Below are 15,537 nucleotides of genomic sequence, written 5' to 3'. Positions count from 1 at the left end.
GCTCCAATTCGCACAAACCGGTCGTAACTGGGTATTTTCGCTCAGGGGGAGGCGTTTTGACTCCCCCCTCCGGCAGGGGGACAAGGGGTGGCGGCAATGCTGGTCAGGCGCTCGCTGGAGCTTGTGGTCAGGACAATGTGACTGGCTGGGTTGAGTCGGTCGAAGAGTGGCTGGTGGCTGCGTCTCCTCCCCGGTGAGGGGGGGATGGCGCCGGCTGGGCGCTCTGTCAGAATCGCGACATAACCATAATCACAAGCCCGTTTGCGCGCCCTCTGTATCCAGATCTGGTGCTGTATTCGGAGCAAACCTCGGAAGAACAGCGGTGATTTTATGTCCCAAACAGCGTCCGGCGCCCCTGCGCAGCCAGTAAAACAGCCCAAGCTGCCGTTTTGGCAGGTTTGGAACGTCAGTTTCGGCTTCCTCGGCGTGCAGTTCGGTTTTGCCCTGCAGAACGCCAACGCCAGCCGGATTCTCTCCGATCTGGGGGCCGACCTGCACGCCCTGTCGCTGTTCTGGATCGTGGCGCCGCTCATGGGCCTGATCGTGCAGCCGATCGTGGGCTCCGCCTCGGACCGCACCTGGGGCCGCTTCGGCCGCCGCAACCCCTATATCCTGTTCGGCGCTATTGCCGCGGCCCTGGGCATGGCCTTTATGCCCAATTCTGGTTTGGTGGTGGCCTTCATTGCGCCCATGCTGTTCGGCGGCGTGATGCTGGCGCTGATGGATGCGGCCTTCAATGTGACCATGCAGCCGTTCCGGGCGCTGGTGTCCGACATGGTGCCTTCGGAGCAGCGCACCCTGGGCTACTCGATCCAGTCCCTGCTGATTAATGTCGGTGCCGTATTCGGCTCCATGCTGCCGTTTATCCTCACCAATGTCATCGGCTTGGACAACACCTCGCAGGCCGGTGAGGTAGCTCCCTCCGTGATCTGGGCCTTCTATATCGGTGCCACCGTGCTGCTGGGTTCTGTCCTGTGGACGGTGTTCCGCACAAAAGAGTATGCGCCGGAGGAGTACAACGCATACAAGGGTATCGATGGGGAGCAGCTGGCCGTGGAGCTGGCGGAGCGCAAGACGCTGATCCAGCGCCTGCAGGGCTTTACCAAGCTGCTGTTCAACATGCCGAAGACCATGCGCCAGCTGGCGGTGGTGCAGTTTTTCTCCTGGTTTGCCCTGTTCATCATGTGGGTATACACCACGCCGGCGATCACCCAGCACGTCTGGGGAGTGGACCCGAAGTGGTTTGACCACGATTACCTGGCCACAGTGGGCCAGATTCCCGAGCACATCGCAGCGGCCAAGGGCGCTGCCGGCGACTGGGTGGGAATCATTTTTGCCGCCTACTCCCTGTTCGCGGCCATCTTCTCCATTGCGCTGACCAAGATTGCCAGCACCGTGGGACGCAAGCCCACTTACGCCATCTCCCTGCTGTTGGGTGGCATCGGCTATGTCAGCTTCCTGATGTTCCAGGGTGGAGAGCCTACCCAGGTGAACCTGCTGATCACCGAAGTCACCGTACCCAGCGGTGCCCTGGGCCTGCTGTTGCCGATGATCGGCGTCGGTATCGCCTGGGCGGCGATCCTGGCCATGCCTTACGCGATCCTGTCGGACTCGCTGCCGGCCACCAAGACCGGTGTGTATATGGGTATCTTCAACTTCACCATCGCCGCGCCGCAGATCCTCTCTGCCCTGGTTGCCGGTCCGATCCTGCACAGCGTGTTCGGCAATGAGGCCATCTACATCATCGTGCTGGCCGGTGTGTTCATGATCCTCGGTGCGGTGTCCGTATACTTCGTCCGCGAGCCGGAAGTGGAAGTCGAAACGCTGGAGCCCGAGCCGGTGGTTGCCTGACTCACCCACGGATAACCCGATCAGAAGCCCCTCCTCGAGGGGCTTTTTCATATCTGCTCCATATCTGCGCCGAGCCGCTCGCACAGATTTGTGACTGGCGCTGCTTTGACAACCACGACGCGGGCTTCATAGACTGGTCAACCGAAAATTACTGACCAGAAACTCCATGTCATTTTTACAGTCTGTCGATGCAGCGCTCGCTGCCTTTGCCTCGTTTGTCTGGGGAACGCCGCTGCTGGTTTTGCTTGTTGGCGGTGGTCTCTATCTGCTGATCGTTTCCAGGGGACGCCCCTATCGCCACCTGGGCCACAGCGTCGACCTGCTGATGGGCAAGTACGACGATCCGAATGATCCGGGCCAGGTACCGCACCGGCAGGCATTGTCGACGGCGCTGTCGGGAACTCTCGGGCTCGGCAACATCGCCGGGGTGGCGATTGCCATCAGTACCGGCGGGCCCGGTGCCATTTTCTGGATGTGGGTGACGGCCCTGGTGGGTGTGGCGACCAAGTTTTATACCGCGACCCTGTCGGTGATGTACCGCGGCCGCGATGCCTCCGGCGAGTTGCAGGGCGGGCCCATGTATGTCATTCGCGAAGGCCTGGGACGCAGGTGGATGCCGCTGGCCTTCCTGTTTGCGATCGCGGGCCTGTGTGGCATGTTGCCGGTGTTCCAGTCAAACCAGACGGTGCAGTTGCTGCGGGAATCCTTTGCGGTACCACTGGGCATGGTCTCCGGAGACGGCTCCATGCTGTTCGATTTTCTTGTCGGGCTGGTACTGGCGATTGCCGCGCTGGTGGTGATCGCCGGGCGCATCCAGCGTATCGGCAAATTCGCCGTGCGCATCGTGCCCGGCATGGTGGTGTTCTACCTGGCCCTGACCCTGATCGTGATCGGTTATTTCTGGCAGCAGGTGCCGGCGGCATTCGCATTGATTTTCAGTGATGCCTTTACCGGTCAGGCGGTAGCTGGCGGTGCGCTGGGTGCGGTGATCGCCACCGGCATCAGCCGCGGGGCCTTCTCCAATGAAGCCGGTATCGGCACCGAGTCCCTGGCCCATGGTGCGGCCAAGACCCGCGAGCCGATCCGGGAGGGTGTGGTGGCAATGGTGGGGCCGATCATCGACACGCTGGTGATCTGCACCTGCACCGCTCTGGTGATCCTGCTCACGGGGGTCTGGGAGCACGGCGCGGGTATTGAAGGGGTATCCCTGACTGCCGAGGCGTTCTCACAGGTATTCGGTGCCTGGGGCCCGTTGCTGCTGTTGCTGATGGTGCTGCCGCTGGCATTCAGCACCATCGTCACCTTCTGGTATTACGGGGTGAAGTGTTTCGGTTTCCTCTTCGGTACCCGCTGGCAGGGGCTTTACACGGCCGCCTACATCGGGCTGATCGTGATCGGTGCGGTGGCTTCCCTCAATGCGGTCAACAGTATCATCATCGGTATGTATGCCATCATGGCCATTCCCACCATGACCTCGACCCTGTTGCTGGCCAGGCGGGTTAATCGCGCTGCGCACGATTATTTCACCGCCCAGGAGCTTGAGGGAGCGGTGAAGGAGACCTGATTAACCCGATCGATTTCGCCAGAAAAAAGCCGGAGCAATTGCTCCGGCTTTTTCATTGCATCGTTGTGAAATCGCTCAAGGCACGATGCTCACCTTGGTTCCGACCGTTGCATGGGCAAAGAAAATCTTTGCCATATGCCAGGGCAGGCGGATGCAGCCATGGGAAGCCGGATAGCCCGGCACGTAACCGGCGTGCATGCTCACGGGGCCGTTTACCCGCATCATGTAGTCCATCGACGCCCCGCGGAAGATTGAACCGGGCGGACGACGGTCACGGCGTACGTCTACGTTGCTGCGCAGCACGTAGCCGTTGCGGCTCACATAATGGCCATAAAGGTTAGAGCGGTGATTGACCTTTTTTTCCGAGATACGGAAGGTGCCCGCTGGTGTCCGATGCCCGGGCTTGCCGGTGGAAACCGGGGACATGCCAGCCAGTCGACCACCCTTGTAGAAATAGGCCATCTGCTCACTCAGGTCGATCTTGATGTGCGGCGTTCCGCCTTGCACATCATGCCGCCACCAGGATTTGTTGGTGAACCGCATGGCATTGTTGTGCATCTGTGGCGAAGTGCCTTGAGAATTGCGGTAGTAGTTTCTCACCCAGGGTGGTGGATTGTTCGGGTCGCGGTAGTCCCGTGCCTCCGTTATCGGTGAGACCAGCGGGATGCTGCTGAGAACCAGCAGCGCGGCGAGGGTCGAGCGTTTCAGCAGTGAAAAACAGGTTTGCATTGCGCACCTCTCTTTGCAAACTTCAGCCTTGAGCCAATCTGGCCGGCCACGTCCACGCACAGAGGCGCAGGCGCGGGCACCGCTCGAAAGCGGCCGGGGGCGGTCAGATGTTCCCCAGCGCAGCGATCCGATGTTTCCCGGCTTGGCTGCAGAGTGGGCACGCGGCGGCGACAGCCGCAGCGAGTGGTGGAAGACTAAAGTCGAAAAAAGCGCCGTCTTACATCGTTTGGGTCTTTTTGAGGGCGCTCATAGAGCCAATCGATCAGTCAGGGGCGATATTCTGTGCTCTCAGGCAGGCCGCGGGCCTCTGCGGGGGTATGTCCCGGTCGCCGCGGTTGCGGGTTCCCTGTTTTTTTGTTTCCTCTGCGAGCGCTCTGGGTTAACGTTTTCCGCGTCAGTGGTTTCGAAGCGAGAAAATAAATATGAGTACGCATAAGCGCTGGATCCTGGTGTTGATGTGCCTGCTGGGCGCGATCTCCTGTTACATCTACGGCCTGCCACAGGGCAGTGCAGTGTTTCTGGGGCTGGGTATGTTGTTTGAGGCTACTTTCTGGGTTGGCGTCAGTCGCCGGCGGCGCAAAGAGCGCAAGTGATGGGAGCTGGCGGACATCCTTTGCCGGTGTTCGCGCAAGCAGACTCCAGGCAAAAAAAGGCCGGCGCGAGGCCGGCATATAAAAAGCTCGGAAAGAGAGCTAAAACTTGCGCAAACAACTCGGGAAAGAGTCAGAGCAAGGGAAAGAGTGAAGTGCCCCGGCGGACGGATGGCATTACGGCGCCGGGGCACTCCGTGAAGAGTGGTGGTTACACGCTCCGCTTCAATACGCGGGCGCCTGCCAGTGGCAGTAGCAGCTGCTCGCCTTTTACTTCGCCGCCAAGCATCGCCGGGGTGATGTCCTCGGCTCCAGCGAATTCCGCCGGCACTGCCAGGACTTCCTCGTTTTTGCCCAGATTCAGGGCCACAAAGAACTCCTCGGTGTCGGTGCGGCGGTAAAACACCAGCAGGTCGTTGCCGGTATCCACCACTTCCTGTTCCGCCTTGGCCAGGCCCGGCCACTGGCGGTGCCAGTCCAGCAGGGTGCGGAAGCGGTTGAGCATGGAGTCCTGGTCGTCCTCCTGCACACTCACCGCCTTGTGGTGATGTTCTTCCGGCACCGGCAGCCACGGCTTCACCTTGGAGAAACCGGCGTTGACCTCACCGTGGTTGACCCACGGCATGGGGGTGCGGCAGCCGTCACGGCCCTTGAATTCCGGCCACAAGTTGATGCCGTAGGGATCCTGCAGGTCTTCGAAAGCAATCTCCGCCTCTTCCAGGCCCAGTTCCTCACCCTGATACAGGCACACGCTGCCGCGCAGGCTCAGCTGCATCAGCAGGAACAGCGGTACGCGGGCGAATGCCTGCTCGCTGTCGAAACCCTTGTTCCAGCGGGTCATGGGACGCGGCACATCGTGGTTGCTGATGGACCAGCAGGGCCAGCCCTCGTTGATCACACGCTGGTTCTTGCGCAGGGTCTCGCGCAGGAACTCGGCACTGCAGTCCTCCGCCAGCAGGTCGAAGGAGTAGGCCATGTGCAGGCGGTTTTCCGTGGTGTAGTCGGCCATGATTTTGTGGGTGTTGTCATCGCCCACTTCGCCGACGGTCACCGTCTCCGGGTACTGGTCCAGCAGCTGGCGTACGCGCTGCAGGAACACCAGGTTCTCGGGCTGGGACTTGTCGTAAATGTGCCACTGGTAGTGATAGGTATTCACCGGTGGCAGGCCCTTCTCGTCCAGTTCCAGCGGGCGCGCCGGGTTGTCCTGCAGGGAGCGGTTGTGGAACGCATGGTTGATCGCGTCCAGGCGGAAACCGTCCACGCCGCGGTCGAGCCAGAATTTCATGTCCGCCAGCAGCTGCTCCTGGACTTCCGGGTTGTGCAGGTTCAGGTCCGGCTGCTCTTTCAGGAAGTTGGTCAGGTAGTATTGGCGGCGACGGGTGCACCAGCGCCAGGCGCTGCCACCGAAATTGGACATCCAGTTGTTGGGCGCGCTGCCGTCCGGCCTGGGATCAGCCCACACATACCAGTCGGCCTTGGCGTTGTCGCGGCTGGAGCGGCTCTCTTCGAACCAAGGGTGCTGGTCGGAGGAGTGGCTCAGGATCTGGTCGATGATGATCTTGAGGCCGCGCGCGTGCGCCGCTTCGATCAGGCGGTCGAAATCCTCGAGGTTGCCGAACAGCGGGTCGACATCGCGGTAATCGGACACGTCGTAGCCGAAGTCCGCCATGGGCGATTTGAAGAACGGTGAAATCCAGATGGCATCCACACCGAGGGATTTCACATAGTCCAGCTTCTGCGTGATACCCGGCAGGTCGCCGATACCGTCGCCGTTGGCGTCGCAGAAACTGCGTGGATAGATCTGGTAGATAACGCTGTTACGCCACCATTCGGTGTTGTTACCGCTCATAACTACAGCCCGTAGGATTGTCGTTCATAGAATAGGGTGGAGTATGAAGGCGCCGGCTGGCCGGCGCCTCATCCCTGACAGGGGGGGGAGGGTGGTAGAAAGTCAGGTTTGGTCCGAGGGCTGATCCTGCACCGAGCGCAGCATCTGCTCCGCCAGCGCGATGGCCTCCTGGCGGTCCTTTACGTCCAGCTTCTGGTACAGGCTGCGGATATGGGTCTTGATGGTGCTGGGGGCCACCTTGAAATGCCGGGCGATGCGCTCGTTCGACAGCCCGGAGTGGATGGCGTTCAGGACCTGCCACTCCCGCGGGGTCAGCGGTGAGTGGCGCAGGAAGTCCGGCACCGCGTCGCTGTCGAGAATCTCGCGGATGATGGTCTCGTCCAGCTCGATGCGGATGCCGCCGTCCAGCTCCGGCTGGGCCTGGGCCTGGCGGATCAGTTCCTGTGCCTTGTTCCGCTCCGCATCCGGCAGCTCCTCCTCCAGCGCCGCCTTGAGGATGACGATCAGCGGCTTGCCAACCTGCAGGAAGCTGGCAGTGAAATCGCGCTCGGCACCGATGCTGAGGGCCTCGCGGATGGCCTGGATGGCACCGTCGCGCTGCTGGCGCAGCCACAGCAGATGCGCTTCCAGTACCAGGTTACGCAGGCAGTCAGTGACAAGGCCGCTCTCTCGGGCCACCTGCTGTAGCCGCGTGATCAGGCGGCTGGCGTCGGACCAGCGGGTCAGCTCGATCAGGGCGCGCACGTGGTTGCGGCCGTGACACTGCTCGAAGTGATTGCTGGGGCGGTCCGCCACCGGCTCCGCCTGTTCCTGCCAGGCGGCGATGGCTTTCTGGTCGCCGAGGGCGCGCCACACACGGATGCGGGCCGAATCGGCGTTGGCAACCCAGTCCCGGTGATACTGCTCGCCGCTCAGCAGGCGGTCGATGCGGGACAGCCACTCCAGCGACTCCTCCCGCTCACCGCGGGCCTGGGCCACCTTGAGCAGCAGGGTGTATTCCGGCAGCAGCCAGCGTTCGCCCACCTTGCGGTTGATCTGCATACCGTGGCGGGCTGCGGCCGCCGCTTCGTCCAGGTCGCCCTGTTCCCAGGCCAGCTGGCCGCGCAGGCGGCAGATGAATTCGGAGATGGGCAGGCCGGTCAGGTGCTGTTCCTCCACCAGCCGGGCGGCGCGTTCGCGCAGGCCCTCGGCTTTTTTCAGCAGCCCCTGGGCAATGGCGATCTCGGTCTGCTGGCAGATGGCCCAGGCGGCGCTGGGGAAATCCTGCTCGGAGATGGCCAGTGTTTCCACCTCGCTCATGTACCGCGAGCCCTCTTCCAGCTCGCCCAGGCAGAAGTTGGTTTCACCGGTCACCAGCAGGGCGGCGATGCGCTCCCCCTGCTGGTCCTGGCGCAGCAGTTCCAGGGCCGACTCCGCGTACTCCTTGGCGACCAGCGTGCGGCCCTTGGCCACCGCGGTCTGGGCGCGCATGGTGGCGAAGGCCCCCTCGAAGTCGCTCCACTGCTCCGGATCCTCACGCTGCAGCCAGCTCTCTGCCGCCGACAGGTATTTCTTGCAGCGGTCGTAGTCGAAATTGTCCCGCGCCATCTTGGCCGCCAGCAGGGTAAATCGCGCATTGCGCTTCAGGGTCTCAGCGCCGAGCCAGTCCAGGCAGTCGTTCAGCACCCGGGTCTGGCCCTCACGCAGGAGCTGCTCGCCGTGGATGGCCAGCAGTTTCTGCAGGCCATCGCCATCCTCGGCGGCCAGGCTGTGGCGCAGGGCCTCCAGCGGCTGGTCGAGGCTCTGCCAGGTCTCGCTGGCGAGGCGGTGCAGCGCATAGCGACGCTGCTTGTCTGTCAGTTGCCGCTGCAGGAAACGGGCAAAAACCGGGTGGTAGCGGAACCACTGGCGGCTGGAGTCCTGCGCCTGCAGGAACAGGCCGCGCCGCGCCACCTGTTCCAGCAGTTGCTGGCCGTCCTCGAGGCCGGTGAGCTGCTCGGCGAGGCGCGCGTTGACCCGGGTCAGGATCGAAGTGCAGGCCAGCAGTTCGCGCAGGTCCGGCTCCAGGCGCTCCAGCACCTCCTCGGCCAGGTAGTCGAGAATATGGCTGTGGCCCTGTTCCAGCTCGCCGAGATAGCGATCCACTTCCTCGCGGTTGCGGACCGACAGGGCAAACAGCTGCACCGCGGGCGGCCAGCCCTCACTGAGCTGGTGCAGCTGTTGCACCCGGTCGCTCTCCAGTGTGAAGGGCAGGCGCTGCTGCAGTAGCCGGGCGATCTCGTCACAGTTCAGCGCCAGCTCCGCGCTGCCCAGTTCCAGCAGGCGCCCCTGCACGCGCAGTGAAGCCAGTCCCAGCGGCGGCTGGCTGCGGCTGGTCATGACCACGCCGATACCTGCGGGTGCATGCCGCAACAGGAAGCGGGTGGCGTCGTGGACTGCCTCGTTGTCGATCTGGTGGTAGTCGTCGAGAACGATGCGCAGTTCGTCCGGGTGGCCCCGTAGCTCTGCCAGCATCTGGCTGATGACGATGGCCGGGTCCGGGCGCTGTTGGGCCGCCAGCAGGGCGTGGGTCTCGGGGGTGCCGTTGCCGGTGGCGCGGTGCACGCTCTCCACCAGGTAGCGGCAGAACTGGGTTGGCTCGTTGTCACTGCCGTCGAGGGAATACCAGGCCACCGGCGTCTCGCGGGATGCCGCCCAGGAGGAGACCAGGGTGGTCTTGCCGTAACCCGCCGGGGCGGTGATCAGAAGAAACTGGTCACTGGAACTCTGCTCCAGTCGGTCGAGCAGGCGCGGTCGGTCCAGGGTGTGTTCGGGGCAATCCGGCAGGCTGTATTTCGAGGTCAGTAGCATCGCTGGGAGCAGGGCCGTTGGTAATGTTTGATTATTATACAGACGCGATTATGCCTCATAACGCTCACCTGGTGACAGATCCGCCGCCTGAAGCGTTACGCGGCGTAGCAGCGGGTTTCTTTGCAAAGCGCGACGCAAATGGTACTTTTGACCGATTCAGCGGTGCCCACTAAATATAAAAGACTGCGCGCTGCGCCGGCCCTGCCGGGATGGAACCAAGCGCAGCAACAGAAAAAGAAACAGGGGCGGATCATGGCGGATATCATCATTCTGGCGGCGCCGGGCATGGGTGCGGTGGACAGCGACTTTGCCGAGCCGTTGTTCGCGGCCCTGCGACAGGGCCTCGGCGAGGATTGGTCGCGGATCTACTGCGATACGCTGGTAAGCCAGGACCACCTGCAGCCCAGCATCGAGCGGGTCTTCGAGGGGATGCAGAAGCGCGATATGGAGTTCCTGCGCGCGCGTAAATTCATGCTCTACGGCATGGCCGAAAGCGCGGCCCAGCTCGCGGACATCCAGCAGCACGGCGGCAACTACGAGAAGAGCCAGGAAGCGGTTTACAAAACCCTGGAGCTTGCCGCCAAGCGTGCCGGTGAGAATACACCGGTAATCCTCATCAGCCACTCGGTCAGCTGCGTCACCCTGTCCAACTACCTGTGGGATGCCCAGCGCCCCTCTGTGAACCACGGTATCTGGCGCGATGGAGGTCCCCGCGGTGTGCACAAGGGCTCGGCGAAGGACCTGTTCCTGCGCCTGAAGACCCTCAGTTACTGGTATACCCTCGGCCCCACCAACCCCCTCTGGTGTGCCGGCCTGCCCCGGGACCAGATCCAGGCGGTTATCTCCGAAACCCGCGGTTATCGCTTCCAGTGGAAGAACTTCTACCATCCGGACGACCTGTTCGGCTGGCCCCTGAAGCCCCTGAGCCCGTCCTACAACCAGTCGGTTTACCGCGACTACGAGACGGTCCCGCTCACCGACTGGCGCACTGCCAACGCCGGTCCGCAACTGGGCGCCCACGGCGGCTACTGGTCTTCGCCGGTGGTTCACGAAAAACTGCTGGGGGATGTGCGCGAGCTGCTGGAGAAACAGGCGCGGCGCAGGGTCAGTGCACCGGCGCGAACTCGGGCCGCCGCCACGGTATAATCCCGCGCACATTTTCTGGCAGCGGATTTTTTATGGCTCTGCAATTTCATACAGTCCCGGTCACCCCTTTCCAGCAGAACTGCACGCTTCTCTGGTGTGACCAGACCAAACGGGCCGCGGTTGTGGATCCCGGTGGTGACCTGGACCGGATTCTGGCGGCTGTGGAAGAGCGGGGCCTTGCGCTGGAGAAGATCCTGCTCACCCACGGCCACCTGGACCACGTGGGTGGCACCGCGGCGCTCGTGACCCGGAAGCAACTGCCGGTGGAGGGGCCGCACCGTGAGGATGCCTTCTGGATCGAACAGTTGCCCATGCAGGCGCAGATGTTTGGCTTTCCGGCGGTCGAGACCTTCACGCCGGATCGCTGGCTGGAGCAGGGCGACACCGTCACCGTGGGTGAAGAGACCCTCGAGGTTTATCACTGTCCCGGGCACACTCCCGGCCATGTGATCTTTTTCCACCGCCCCAGCGGCCTGGCGCTGGTCGGCGATGTCCTGTTTGCCGGCTCCATCGGCCGCACGGATTTCCCCAAGGGTGACCACGACACCCTGATTCGCTCCATCAAAGAAAAGCTTTGGCCACTGGGGGATGAAGTGCGCTTTATTCCCGGCCACGGCCCCATGTCCACATTTGGCCAGGAGCGGCAGACCAACCCGTTCGTGGCTGATAAACGCTTCGGGTGAGTTGCTGATGGCCGGGCAGAACATCTCCCTGCGGGCCCTGGCCTGGTTGCTGGTGGCCCTGCCAGTGTTGCTCAGTGGCGGCTGTGCGGTGATTTCCGAGGACCAGTGCCAGGCCGGGCTCTGGTATGAGCGCGGCCTGCAGGACGGCGCCCGCGGTCGCAGCCAGGCGCTGATCTATGAAATCGCCCAGGAGTGTCAGCAGTTCGGCGTGCGCGTCGACAGCGAGGCATGGCTTCGCGGCCACGAAATGGGCGTGGAGCAGTTCTGCACTCCGGAAAACGGTTATTACCTGGGCCGCCGTGGCCACAGCTATGAAGGGGTCTGCACTGGCCCGACCGCCGACCTGTTCATGGGTGAATACCAGCGGGGGCTGGCTCACTTCCAGGTAGAGCAGCAATACCGGAAGTTGCAGGAGCGGCAGGATTACCTGGAGTACGAACTCGGCGCTCTGCAGGCAGCGATCCGCAAGGAGAAGGACGAATCCCGCCTGAAGGAGTTACGCCTGCAGCGCCGTGCCGTGGCGCGGGAACTGCGCCATATCAATTTCGAGCTGCTTCGCTTTGGCGGCGCGGGCTTCGACCTGTTTTTCTGATGGCGGCACCGCTGCCGCACTCCCTAGGGACATCAACGCATGACTATCTGGCATTCCCGGCCGACACTGGAACAGCTGAACGAGAGCATCGCCGGCTGCATGCCCGGCCACCTGGGCATGCAGATCACGGAACTGGGTGACGATTACCTGGTTGGCACCCTGCCGGTGGATGCGCGCTCCCGCCAGCCGTTTGGCATCCTGCATGGTGGAGCCAGTGTGGTACTGGCGGAGACCCTGGGTTCCATCGCCGCCAACCTGGTGGTGGATGGCGCCAAATATTACTGCGTCGGCCAGGAGGTCAATGCCAACCACCTGCGCCCGGTGGCGGACGGTAAAGTGACCGGCACCGCACGCCCCCTGCACCTGGGGCGCACCAGCCAGGTCTGGGAGATCCGTATCACCGAACCCAGGGGCAGGCTCAGCTGTATTTCCCGCCTGACCATGGCCGTGGTGCCCCACGGCTGATGAGCGAAGCGAGCGGTTTCGTTTACGAGGAGATTCCCTACCGGCTGGTGCGTTCCCCCCGGCGCAAACGGGTGGGCCTGGTGATGGCGCGCAACGGTGTCGAAGTGCGCATCCCGCAACGCTGTGCCGCGGTGCATGGCCATCGCTTCCTGCAGGACAATGTGCAGTGGGTGCGGGCCCAGCTGCTGCGCTCCCGCGAGCGCGCTGCGCAAGTGCCCGAATACGTTTACCGTTGGGGTGAGCACTTCCCATGGCTGGGGTGCCGGCTGCCGCTGGAGCGCGCTGCGCGTCCGGGCGAGGCGGGCACCGGCAGTGAATCGATTCGTGTCTATACCCGTGAACTGCAGCCGGATCCGGCCCGGCTGCAGGCGGCGCTGCATAAACTGTATCAGCGCGAGGCGCTGGCGCTGCTGGCGCAGAAGTCCGAACAGCAGGCTGCCCGGCTGGGCCTGCAGCCAGCGGCTGTCAGGGTGCGACGCACCCGCAGCAAGTGGGGGCATTGCACCCTGCGCGGTGAGCTGCAGTACAACTGGCTGATCTGCCTGGCGCCGGAGCCGGTGGTGGATTACCTGGTGGCACACGAAGTCAGTCATATGCGCCACCACAACCACAGTCGCGCTTTCTGGCAGCTCGTTGAGCAGCTCTGCCCCGATTATCAGCACCTTCGTCGCTGGCTGCGCGAGAATGGGCACCGGCTGGTGCTCTGAAGTAACCAGCCACACCACAGGCCCCGGGCCCTCACGCTGTCAGAGCCCGTCAACGACAAGCTATTCATGGCGAACAAACCCCGATTCTTCAAACCGTCCAGCAAGACGGCGCAGCGGCAACTGCCGGCGAGGCCGGTGGAGGCCGATATCCTCAATTTCAGCCACGATCTGCGCGGCGTTGCCCGGGTCGGCGGCAAGCCCGTTTTCATTGACAACGCCCTGCCGGGTGAACGGGTGCGTTTTCGTTACAGCGAGCGCCGTGCCCGCTTTGATGAAGGCCAACTGCTGGAAGTGCTTGAAACCGTCGATAGCCGGGTTGAGCCGCGCTGCCCGCACATCGCCAGTTGCGGCGGCTGCTCACTACAGCACCTGCAGGCAGCGGCGCAAATTGCTGAGAAAGAGCGCATCCTGCTCGACCAGCTGACACGTATTGGCGAGGTGGCGGTGCCCGAAGTGCTGCCTCCGCTCACCGGTGAGAGTTTCGGCTATCGTCGCAAGGCCCGTATCGGCATTCGCTTCCAGCGCCGGAAAAAAGGCAGCGGCCGTGACGCCACGCAACTCGGGCTCACGTTTGGTTTCCGCGCCAAGCGCTCCAACGAACTGGTGGATATCCGCGAGTGCCATGTGTTGCATCCCGCTGTCGCGGAGCAGATTCCGGCGCTGCGCCAGCTGGTCGTGGACAGTGAGGGTCGCGACAGTTTCACCCACCTGGAGGTGGCGGTGGGCGAGGATGCAGCCGCACTGGTTCTGCGCCATACCCGGCCACTTTCCGCGGCGGACGAACAGCGCTGGCGCCAGTTTGCCATCGACACGGGCATACACCTGTACCTGCAGCCCGGCGATGCCGCCAGTGCCCACCGGCTCTGGCCTGAAAGTGGTGAAGAGCGACTCCGCTATCGCCTGCCGGAATTCGGTCTGGAACTGCACTTCCACCCGCTGGACTTCGTCCAGGTGAACCTCGAGGTCAACCGGCAGATGGTGGAGCGGGCCGTGGCCCTGCTGGATCCGCAAGCGGATGAGCGGGTACTCGACCTTTTCTGTGGCCTGGGCAATTTCACCCTGCCGCTGGCGCGGCGTGCGGGCCGGGTGGTTGGTGTAGAGGGAGAGGGGGCGCTGATCGCGCGCGCGGAAGAGAATGCGGCCGCCAACGGAATCGGCAATGTGCAGTTCGTCACTGCCGACCTGACAGCGGAGTTGCGCCAGCATCGTTGGGCCGCGGAAGGGTTCGACAAGGTGCTGCTGGATCCACCCCGGGCGGGAGCGGTCGAAGTACTTGCCCAGCTGGCGCGCCTGCAGCCGCGGCGCATCGTCTACGTGTCGTGTAATCCATCGACACTGGCGCGGGATGCCGGCGCGCTGGCCGGGCTTGGTTACAGGCTGCAGAAAGCGGGGGTCATGGATATGTTTCCCCACACTGCCCATGTTGAATCCATTGCGGTGTTCGAGCCCGTCCAATAGGGCGGATTCGCTGTGGGGCAGGTTTTTGGTGCGGCCGGGAAACTGGCGTAAACTTCTTTGAAATTCCTGAGGCCGTCTCACCATGCAAACCGAACCCCTGAGCGATGATTTCGAGGAGAACTGCGCCCGCTTCCTGCCCGAGAGTGCTGCACAGGGTTGCGTCTGGGCGCTGGAAGGCGATGAGGGGTTTGCCCTGTGCGCATCGGAGAAATACCCACAGACCGACGTCATGCCGTTCTGGTCGCAGCGGGAGTTCGCCGAACAGCATGCCGATGGTGAGTGGCAGGGCTACGCGGTGGTGGCGATCGACCTGGAGGAATTCATGGACGACTGGCTGACCGGGATGCACGAAGATGTACTGCTGGTCGGCATCAACTGGAACGCCGAGCTTGAGGGTGTCGAGCTGGAGCCCCTGGATCTGCTCGAGCAGCTGGAGCAGGAGCTGCAATAAATTTCCCCGGGTGGGTTTTCTCATCCCGTCACAGTATTCGGGCTGGGGTTGCCGGAGAATTGGCGGCTTTGCTGAAGGATCGCGAGCCCGTGAAGTGTCGCATCAGCTCCGGTGGGTGGAATGGCGCCGGGGGGATGTGAGCAGAGTGCCCATGGAAGCACTGAGCTGAAGAGCTAAAAGGTCGCCACAGCGACACGACGAAAAAAAGATGACAACGATCCGTGAGGAACCTAGGGATGGGACACTTACTCGGGCTGCGCAGCGTGATCTACGGCGTCAGTAACCTGGCGGAGGCCAGGGACTGGTATCAGCGTCTGCTGGAAACCGAACCCTATTTCAATTCGGAAACCTACGTGGGTTTCAATGTGGGTGGTTTTGAGCTGGGGCTGAACCCGGATGCCCGCAGTGCCACCAGCCGCGCCGATGGGGTTGTCGCCTACTGGGGCGTCGATGACATCGCCGCCCAGGTGGAGAGGGTCAATGCCCTCGGCGCCCGCCAGCACAGCGAGATCACGGATGTGGGCGGCGGTGTGTTGATGAGTGCATTTCTCGATCCCGATGGCAATATTTTCGGCCTGATCCAGAACCCCCATTTCTGTATCGAGTAGTCCAGGAGAACAGTC

The 15,537-nt window shown here is 62.9% G+C and carries 14 protein-coding genes; 11 read left to right on the top strand and 3 right to left on the bottom strand.

The window, feature by feature from the left end:
• The first annotated feature begins 330 nt into the window (after positions 1–330).
• Positions 331–1,851 carry an MFS transporter gene (locus tag LVD12_RS09740; RefSeq protein WP_237067523.1) on the top strand — a complete coding sequence of 507 codons (1,521 nt, stop codon included), beginning with the start codon at positions 331–333 and terminating at the stop codon, positions 1,849–1,851.
• A gap of 166 nt (positions 1,852–2,017) precedes the next feature.
• The gene (locus tag LVD12_RS09735; protein WP_237067522.1) at positions 2,018–3,415 is read left to right on the top strand and encodes an alanine/glycine:cation symporter family protein; all 1,398 of its coding nucleotides are present in this window, start codon (positions 2,018–2,020) and stop codon (positions 3,413–3,415) included.
• Between the two features lie 75 nt (positions 3,416–3,490).
• Here the strand turns inward: LVD12_RS09735 and LVD12_RS09730 are convergent, their stop codons facing one another.
• Positions 3,491–4,144, bottom strand: a complete 654-nt coding sequence (locus tag LVD12_RS09730; RefSeq protein ID WP_237067521.1) for a L,D-transpeptidase family protein — start codon at positions 4,142–4,144, stop codon at positions 3,491–3,493.
• 422 nt (positions 4,145–4,566) lie between these two features.
• Here LVD12_RS09730 and LVD12_RS09725 point away from each other — a divergent pair, with 422 nt between their 5' ends.
• Entirely contained in the window at positions 4,567–4,737 is a 171-nt protein-coding gene (locus LVD12_RS09725) for a hypothetical protein (RefSeq protein ID WP_237067520.1), read from the top strand.
• A gap of 208 nt (positions 4,738–4,945) precedes the next feature.
• Here LVD12_RS09725 and LVD12_RS09720 read toward each other — a convergent pair whose 3' ends face one another.
• A complete protein-coding gene (locus tag LVD12_RS09720) occupies positions 4,946–6,583 on the bottom strand; it encodes an alpha-amylase family glycosyl hydrolase (protein WP_237067519.1) in 1,638 nt (545 codons plus the stop codon).
• Positions 6,584–6,685: 102 nt separating this feature from the next.
• Positions 6,686–9,412 carry an HTH-type transcriptional regulator MalT gene (gene malT / locus LVD12_RS09715; protein ID WP_237067518.1) on the bottom strand — a complete coding sequence of 909 codons (2,727 nt, stop codon included), beginning with the start codon at positions 9,410–9,412 and terminating at the stop codon, positions 6,686–6,688.
• A 252-nt stretch (positions 9,413–9,664) separates the two neighbouring features.
• Here malT and LVD12_RS09710 point away from each other — a divergent pair, with 252 nt between their 5' ends.
• The 8 genes from LVD12_RS09710 to LVD12_RS09675 all read left to right on the top strand — a co-directional run bounded on the left by LVD12_RS09710 (position 9,665) and on the right by LVD12_RS09675 (position 15,522).
• Positions 9,665–10,558 (top strand): hypothetical protein, encoded by an 894-nt coding sequence (locus LVD12_RS09710; RefSeq protein WP_237067517.1) that lies wholly within the window; start codon positions 9,665–9,667, stop codon positions 10,556–10,558.
• Positions 10,559–10,590: 32 nt separating this feature from the next.
• Positions 10,591–11,241, top strand: coding sequence for an MBL fold metallo-hydrolase (locus tag LVD12_RS09705; protein WP_305080529.1), 651 nt, complete (start codon positions 10,591–10,593; stop codon positions 11,239–11,241).
• Positions 11,242–11,248: 7 nt separating this feature from the next.
• Entirely contained in the window at positions 11,249–11,833 is a 585-nt protein-coding gene (locus tag LVD12_RS09700; RefSeq protein WP_237067516.1) for a DUF2799 domain-containing protein, read from the top strand.
• Positions 11,834–11,872: 39 nt separating this feature from the next.
• Complete coding sequence (locus LVD12_RS09695; protein ID WP_237067515.1) at positions 11,873–12,298, top strand: hotdog fold thioesterase; 426 nt, start codon at positions 11,873–11,875, stop codon at positions 12,296–12,298.
• The gene (locus LVD12_RS09690; RefSeq protein WP_237067514.1) at positions 12,298–13,005 is read left to right on the top strand and encodes a M48 family metallopeptidase; all 708 of its coding nucleotides are present in this window, start codon (positions 12,298–12,300) and stop codon (positions 13,003–13,005) included. Before LVD12_RS09695 ends, LVD12_RS09690 begins: the two co-directional genes overlap by 1 nt.
• Positions 13,006–13,071: 66 nt before the next feature.
• Positions 13,072–14,463 carry a 23S rRNA (uracil(1939)-C(5))-methyltransferase RlmD gene (rlmD, locus tag LVD12_RS09685; protein WP_237067513.1) on the top strand — a complete coding sequence of 464 codons (1,392 nt, stop codon included), beginning with the start codon at positions 13,072–13,074 and terminating at the stop codon, positions 14,461–14,463.
• A gap of 82 nt (positions 14,464–14,545) precedes the next feature.
• Positions 14,546–14,914, top strand: a complete 369-nt coding sequence (locus tag LVD12_RS09680; RefSeq protein WP_237067512.1) for a DUF2750 domain-containing protein — start codon at positions 14,546–14,548, stop codon at positions 14,912–14,914.
• A gap of 236 nt (positions 14,915–15,150) precedes the next feature.
• Entirely contained in the window at positions 15,151–15,522 is a 372-nt protein-coding gene (locus LVD12_RS09675; protein WP_237067511.1) for a VOC family protein, read from the top strand.
• Positions 15,523–15,537: the final 15 nt, after the last annotated feature.

This window comes from Microbulbifer guangxiensis (genome assembly GCF_021729075.1).
Taxonomy (GTDB): Bacteria; Pseudomonadota; Gammaproteobacteria; order Pseudomonadales; family Cellvibrionaceae; genus Microbulbifer; species Microbulbifer guangxiensis.
The sequence above is the reverse complement of the archived record's forward strand: the minus strand, read 5'-3'. Positions and strand labels throughout refer to the sequence as shown.

Excerpts from the sequence above, each read along its gene's own strand:
- LVD12_RS09740 (WP_237067523.1), top strand. The coding sequence starts at position 331 with ATGTCCCAAACAGCGTCCGGCGCCCCTGCGCAGCCAGTAAAACAGCCC.
- LVD12_RS09735 (WP_237067522.1), top strand. The coding sequence starts at position 2,018 with ATGTCATTTTTACAGTCTGTCGATGCAGCGCTCGCTGCCTTTGCCTCG.
- LVD12_RS09730 (WP_237067521.1), bottom strand. The coding sequence starts at position 4,144 with ATGCAAACCTGTTTTTCACTGCTGAAACGCTCGACCCTCGCCGCGCTG.
- LVD12_RS09725 (WP_237067520.1), top strand. The coding sequence starts at position 4,567 with ATGAGTACGCATAAGCGCTGGATCCTGGTGTTGATGTGCCTGCTGGGC.
- LVD12_RS09720 (WP_237067519.1), bottom strand. The coding sequence starts at position 6,583 with ATGAGCGGTAACAACACCGAATGGTGGCGTAACAGCGTTATCTACCAG.
- malT (WP_237067518.1), bottom strand. The coding sequence starts at position 9,412 with ATGCTACTGACCTCGAAATACAGCCTGCCGGATTGCCCCGAACACACC.
- LVD12_RS09710 (WP_237067517.1), top strand. The coding sequence starts at position 9,665 with ATGGCGGATATCATCATTCTGGCGGCGCCGGGCATGGGTGCGGTGGAC.
- LVD12_RS09705 (WP_305080529.1), top strand. The coding sequence starts at position 10,591 with ATGGCTCTGCAATTTCATACAGTCCCGGTCACCCCTTTCCAGCAGAAC.
- LVD12_RS09700 (WP_237067516.1), top strand. The coding sequence starts at position 11,249 with ATGGCCGGGCAGAACATCTCCCTGCGGGCCCTGGCCTGGTTGCTGGTG.
- LVD12_RS09695 (WP_237067515.1), top strand. The coding sequence starts at position 11,873 with ATGACTATCTGGCATTCCCGGCCGACACTGGAACAGCTGAACGAGAGC.
- LVD12_RS09690 (WP_237067514.1), top strand. The coding sequence starts at position 12,298 with ATGAGCGAAGCGAGCGGTTTCGTTTACGAGGAGATTCCCTACCGGCTG.
- rlmD (WP_237067513.1), top strand. The coding sequence starts at position 13,072 with ATGGCGAACAAACCCCGATTCTTCAAACCGTCCAGCAAGACGGCGCAG.
- LVD12_RS09680 (WP_237067512.1), top strand. The coding sequence starts at position 14,546 with ATGCAAACCGAACCCCTGAGCGATGATTTCGAGGAGAACTGCGCCCGC.
- LVD12_RS09675 (WP_237067511.1), top strand. The coding sequence starts at position 15,151 with ATGGGACACTTACTCGGGCTGCGCAGCGTGATCTACGGCGTCAGTAAC.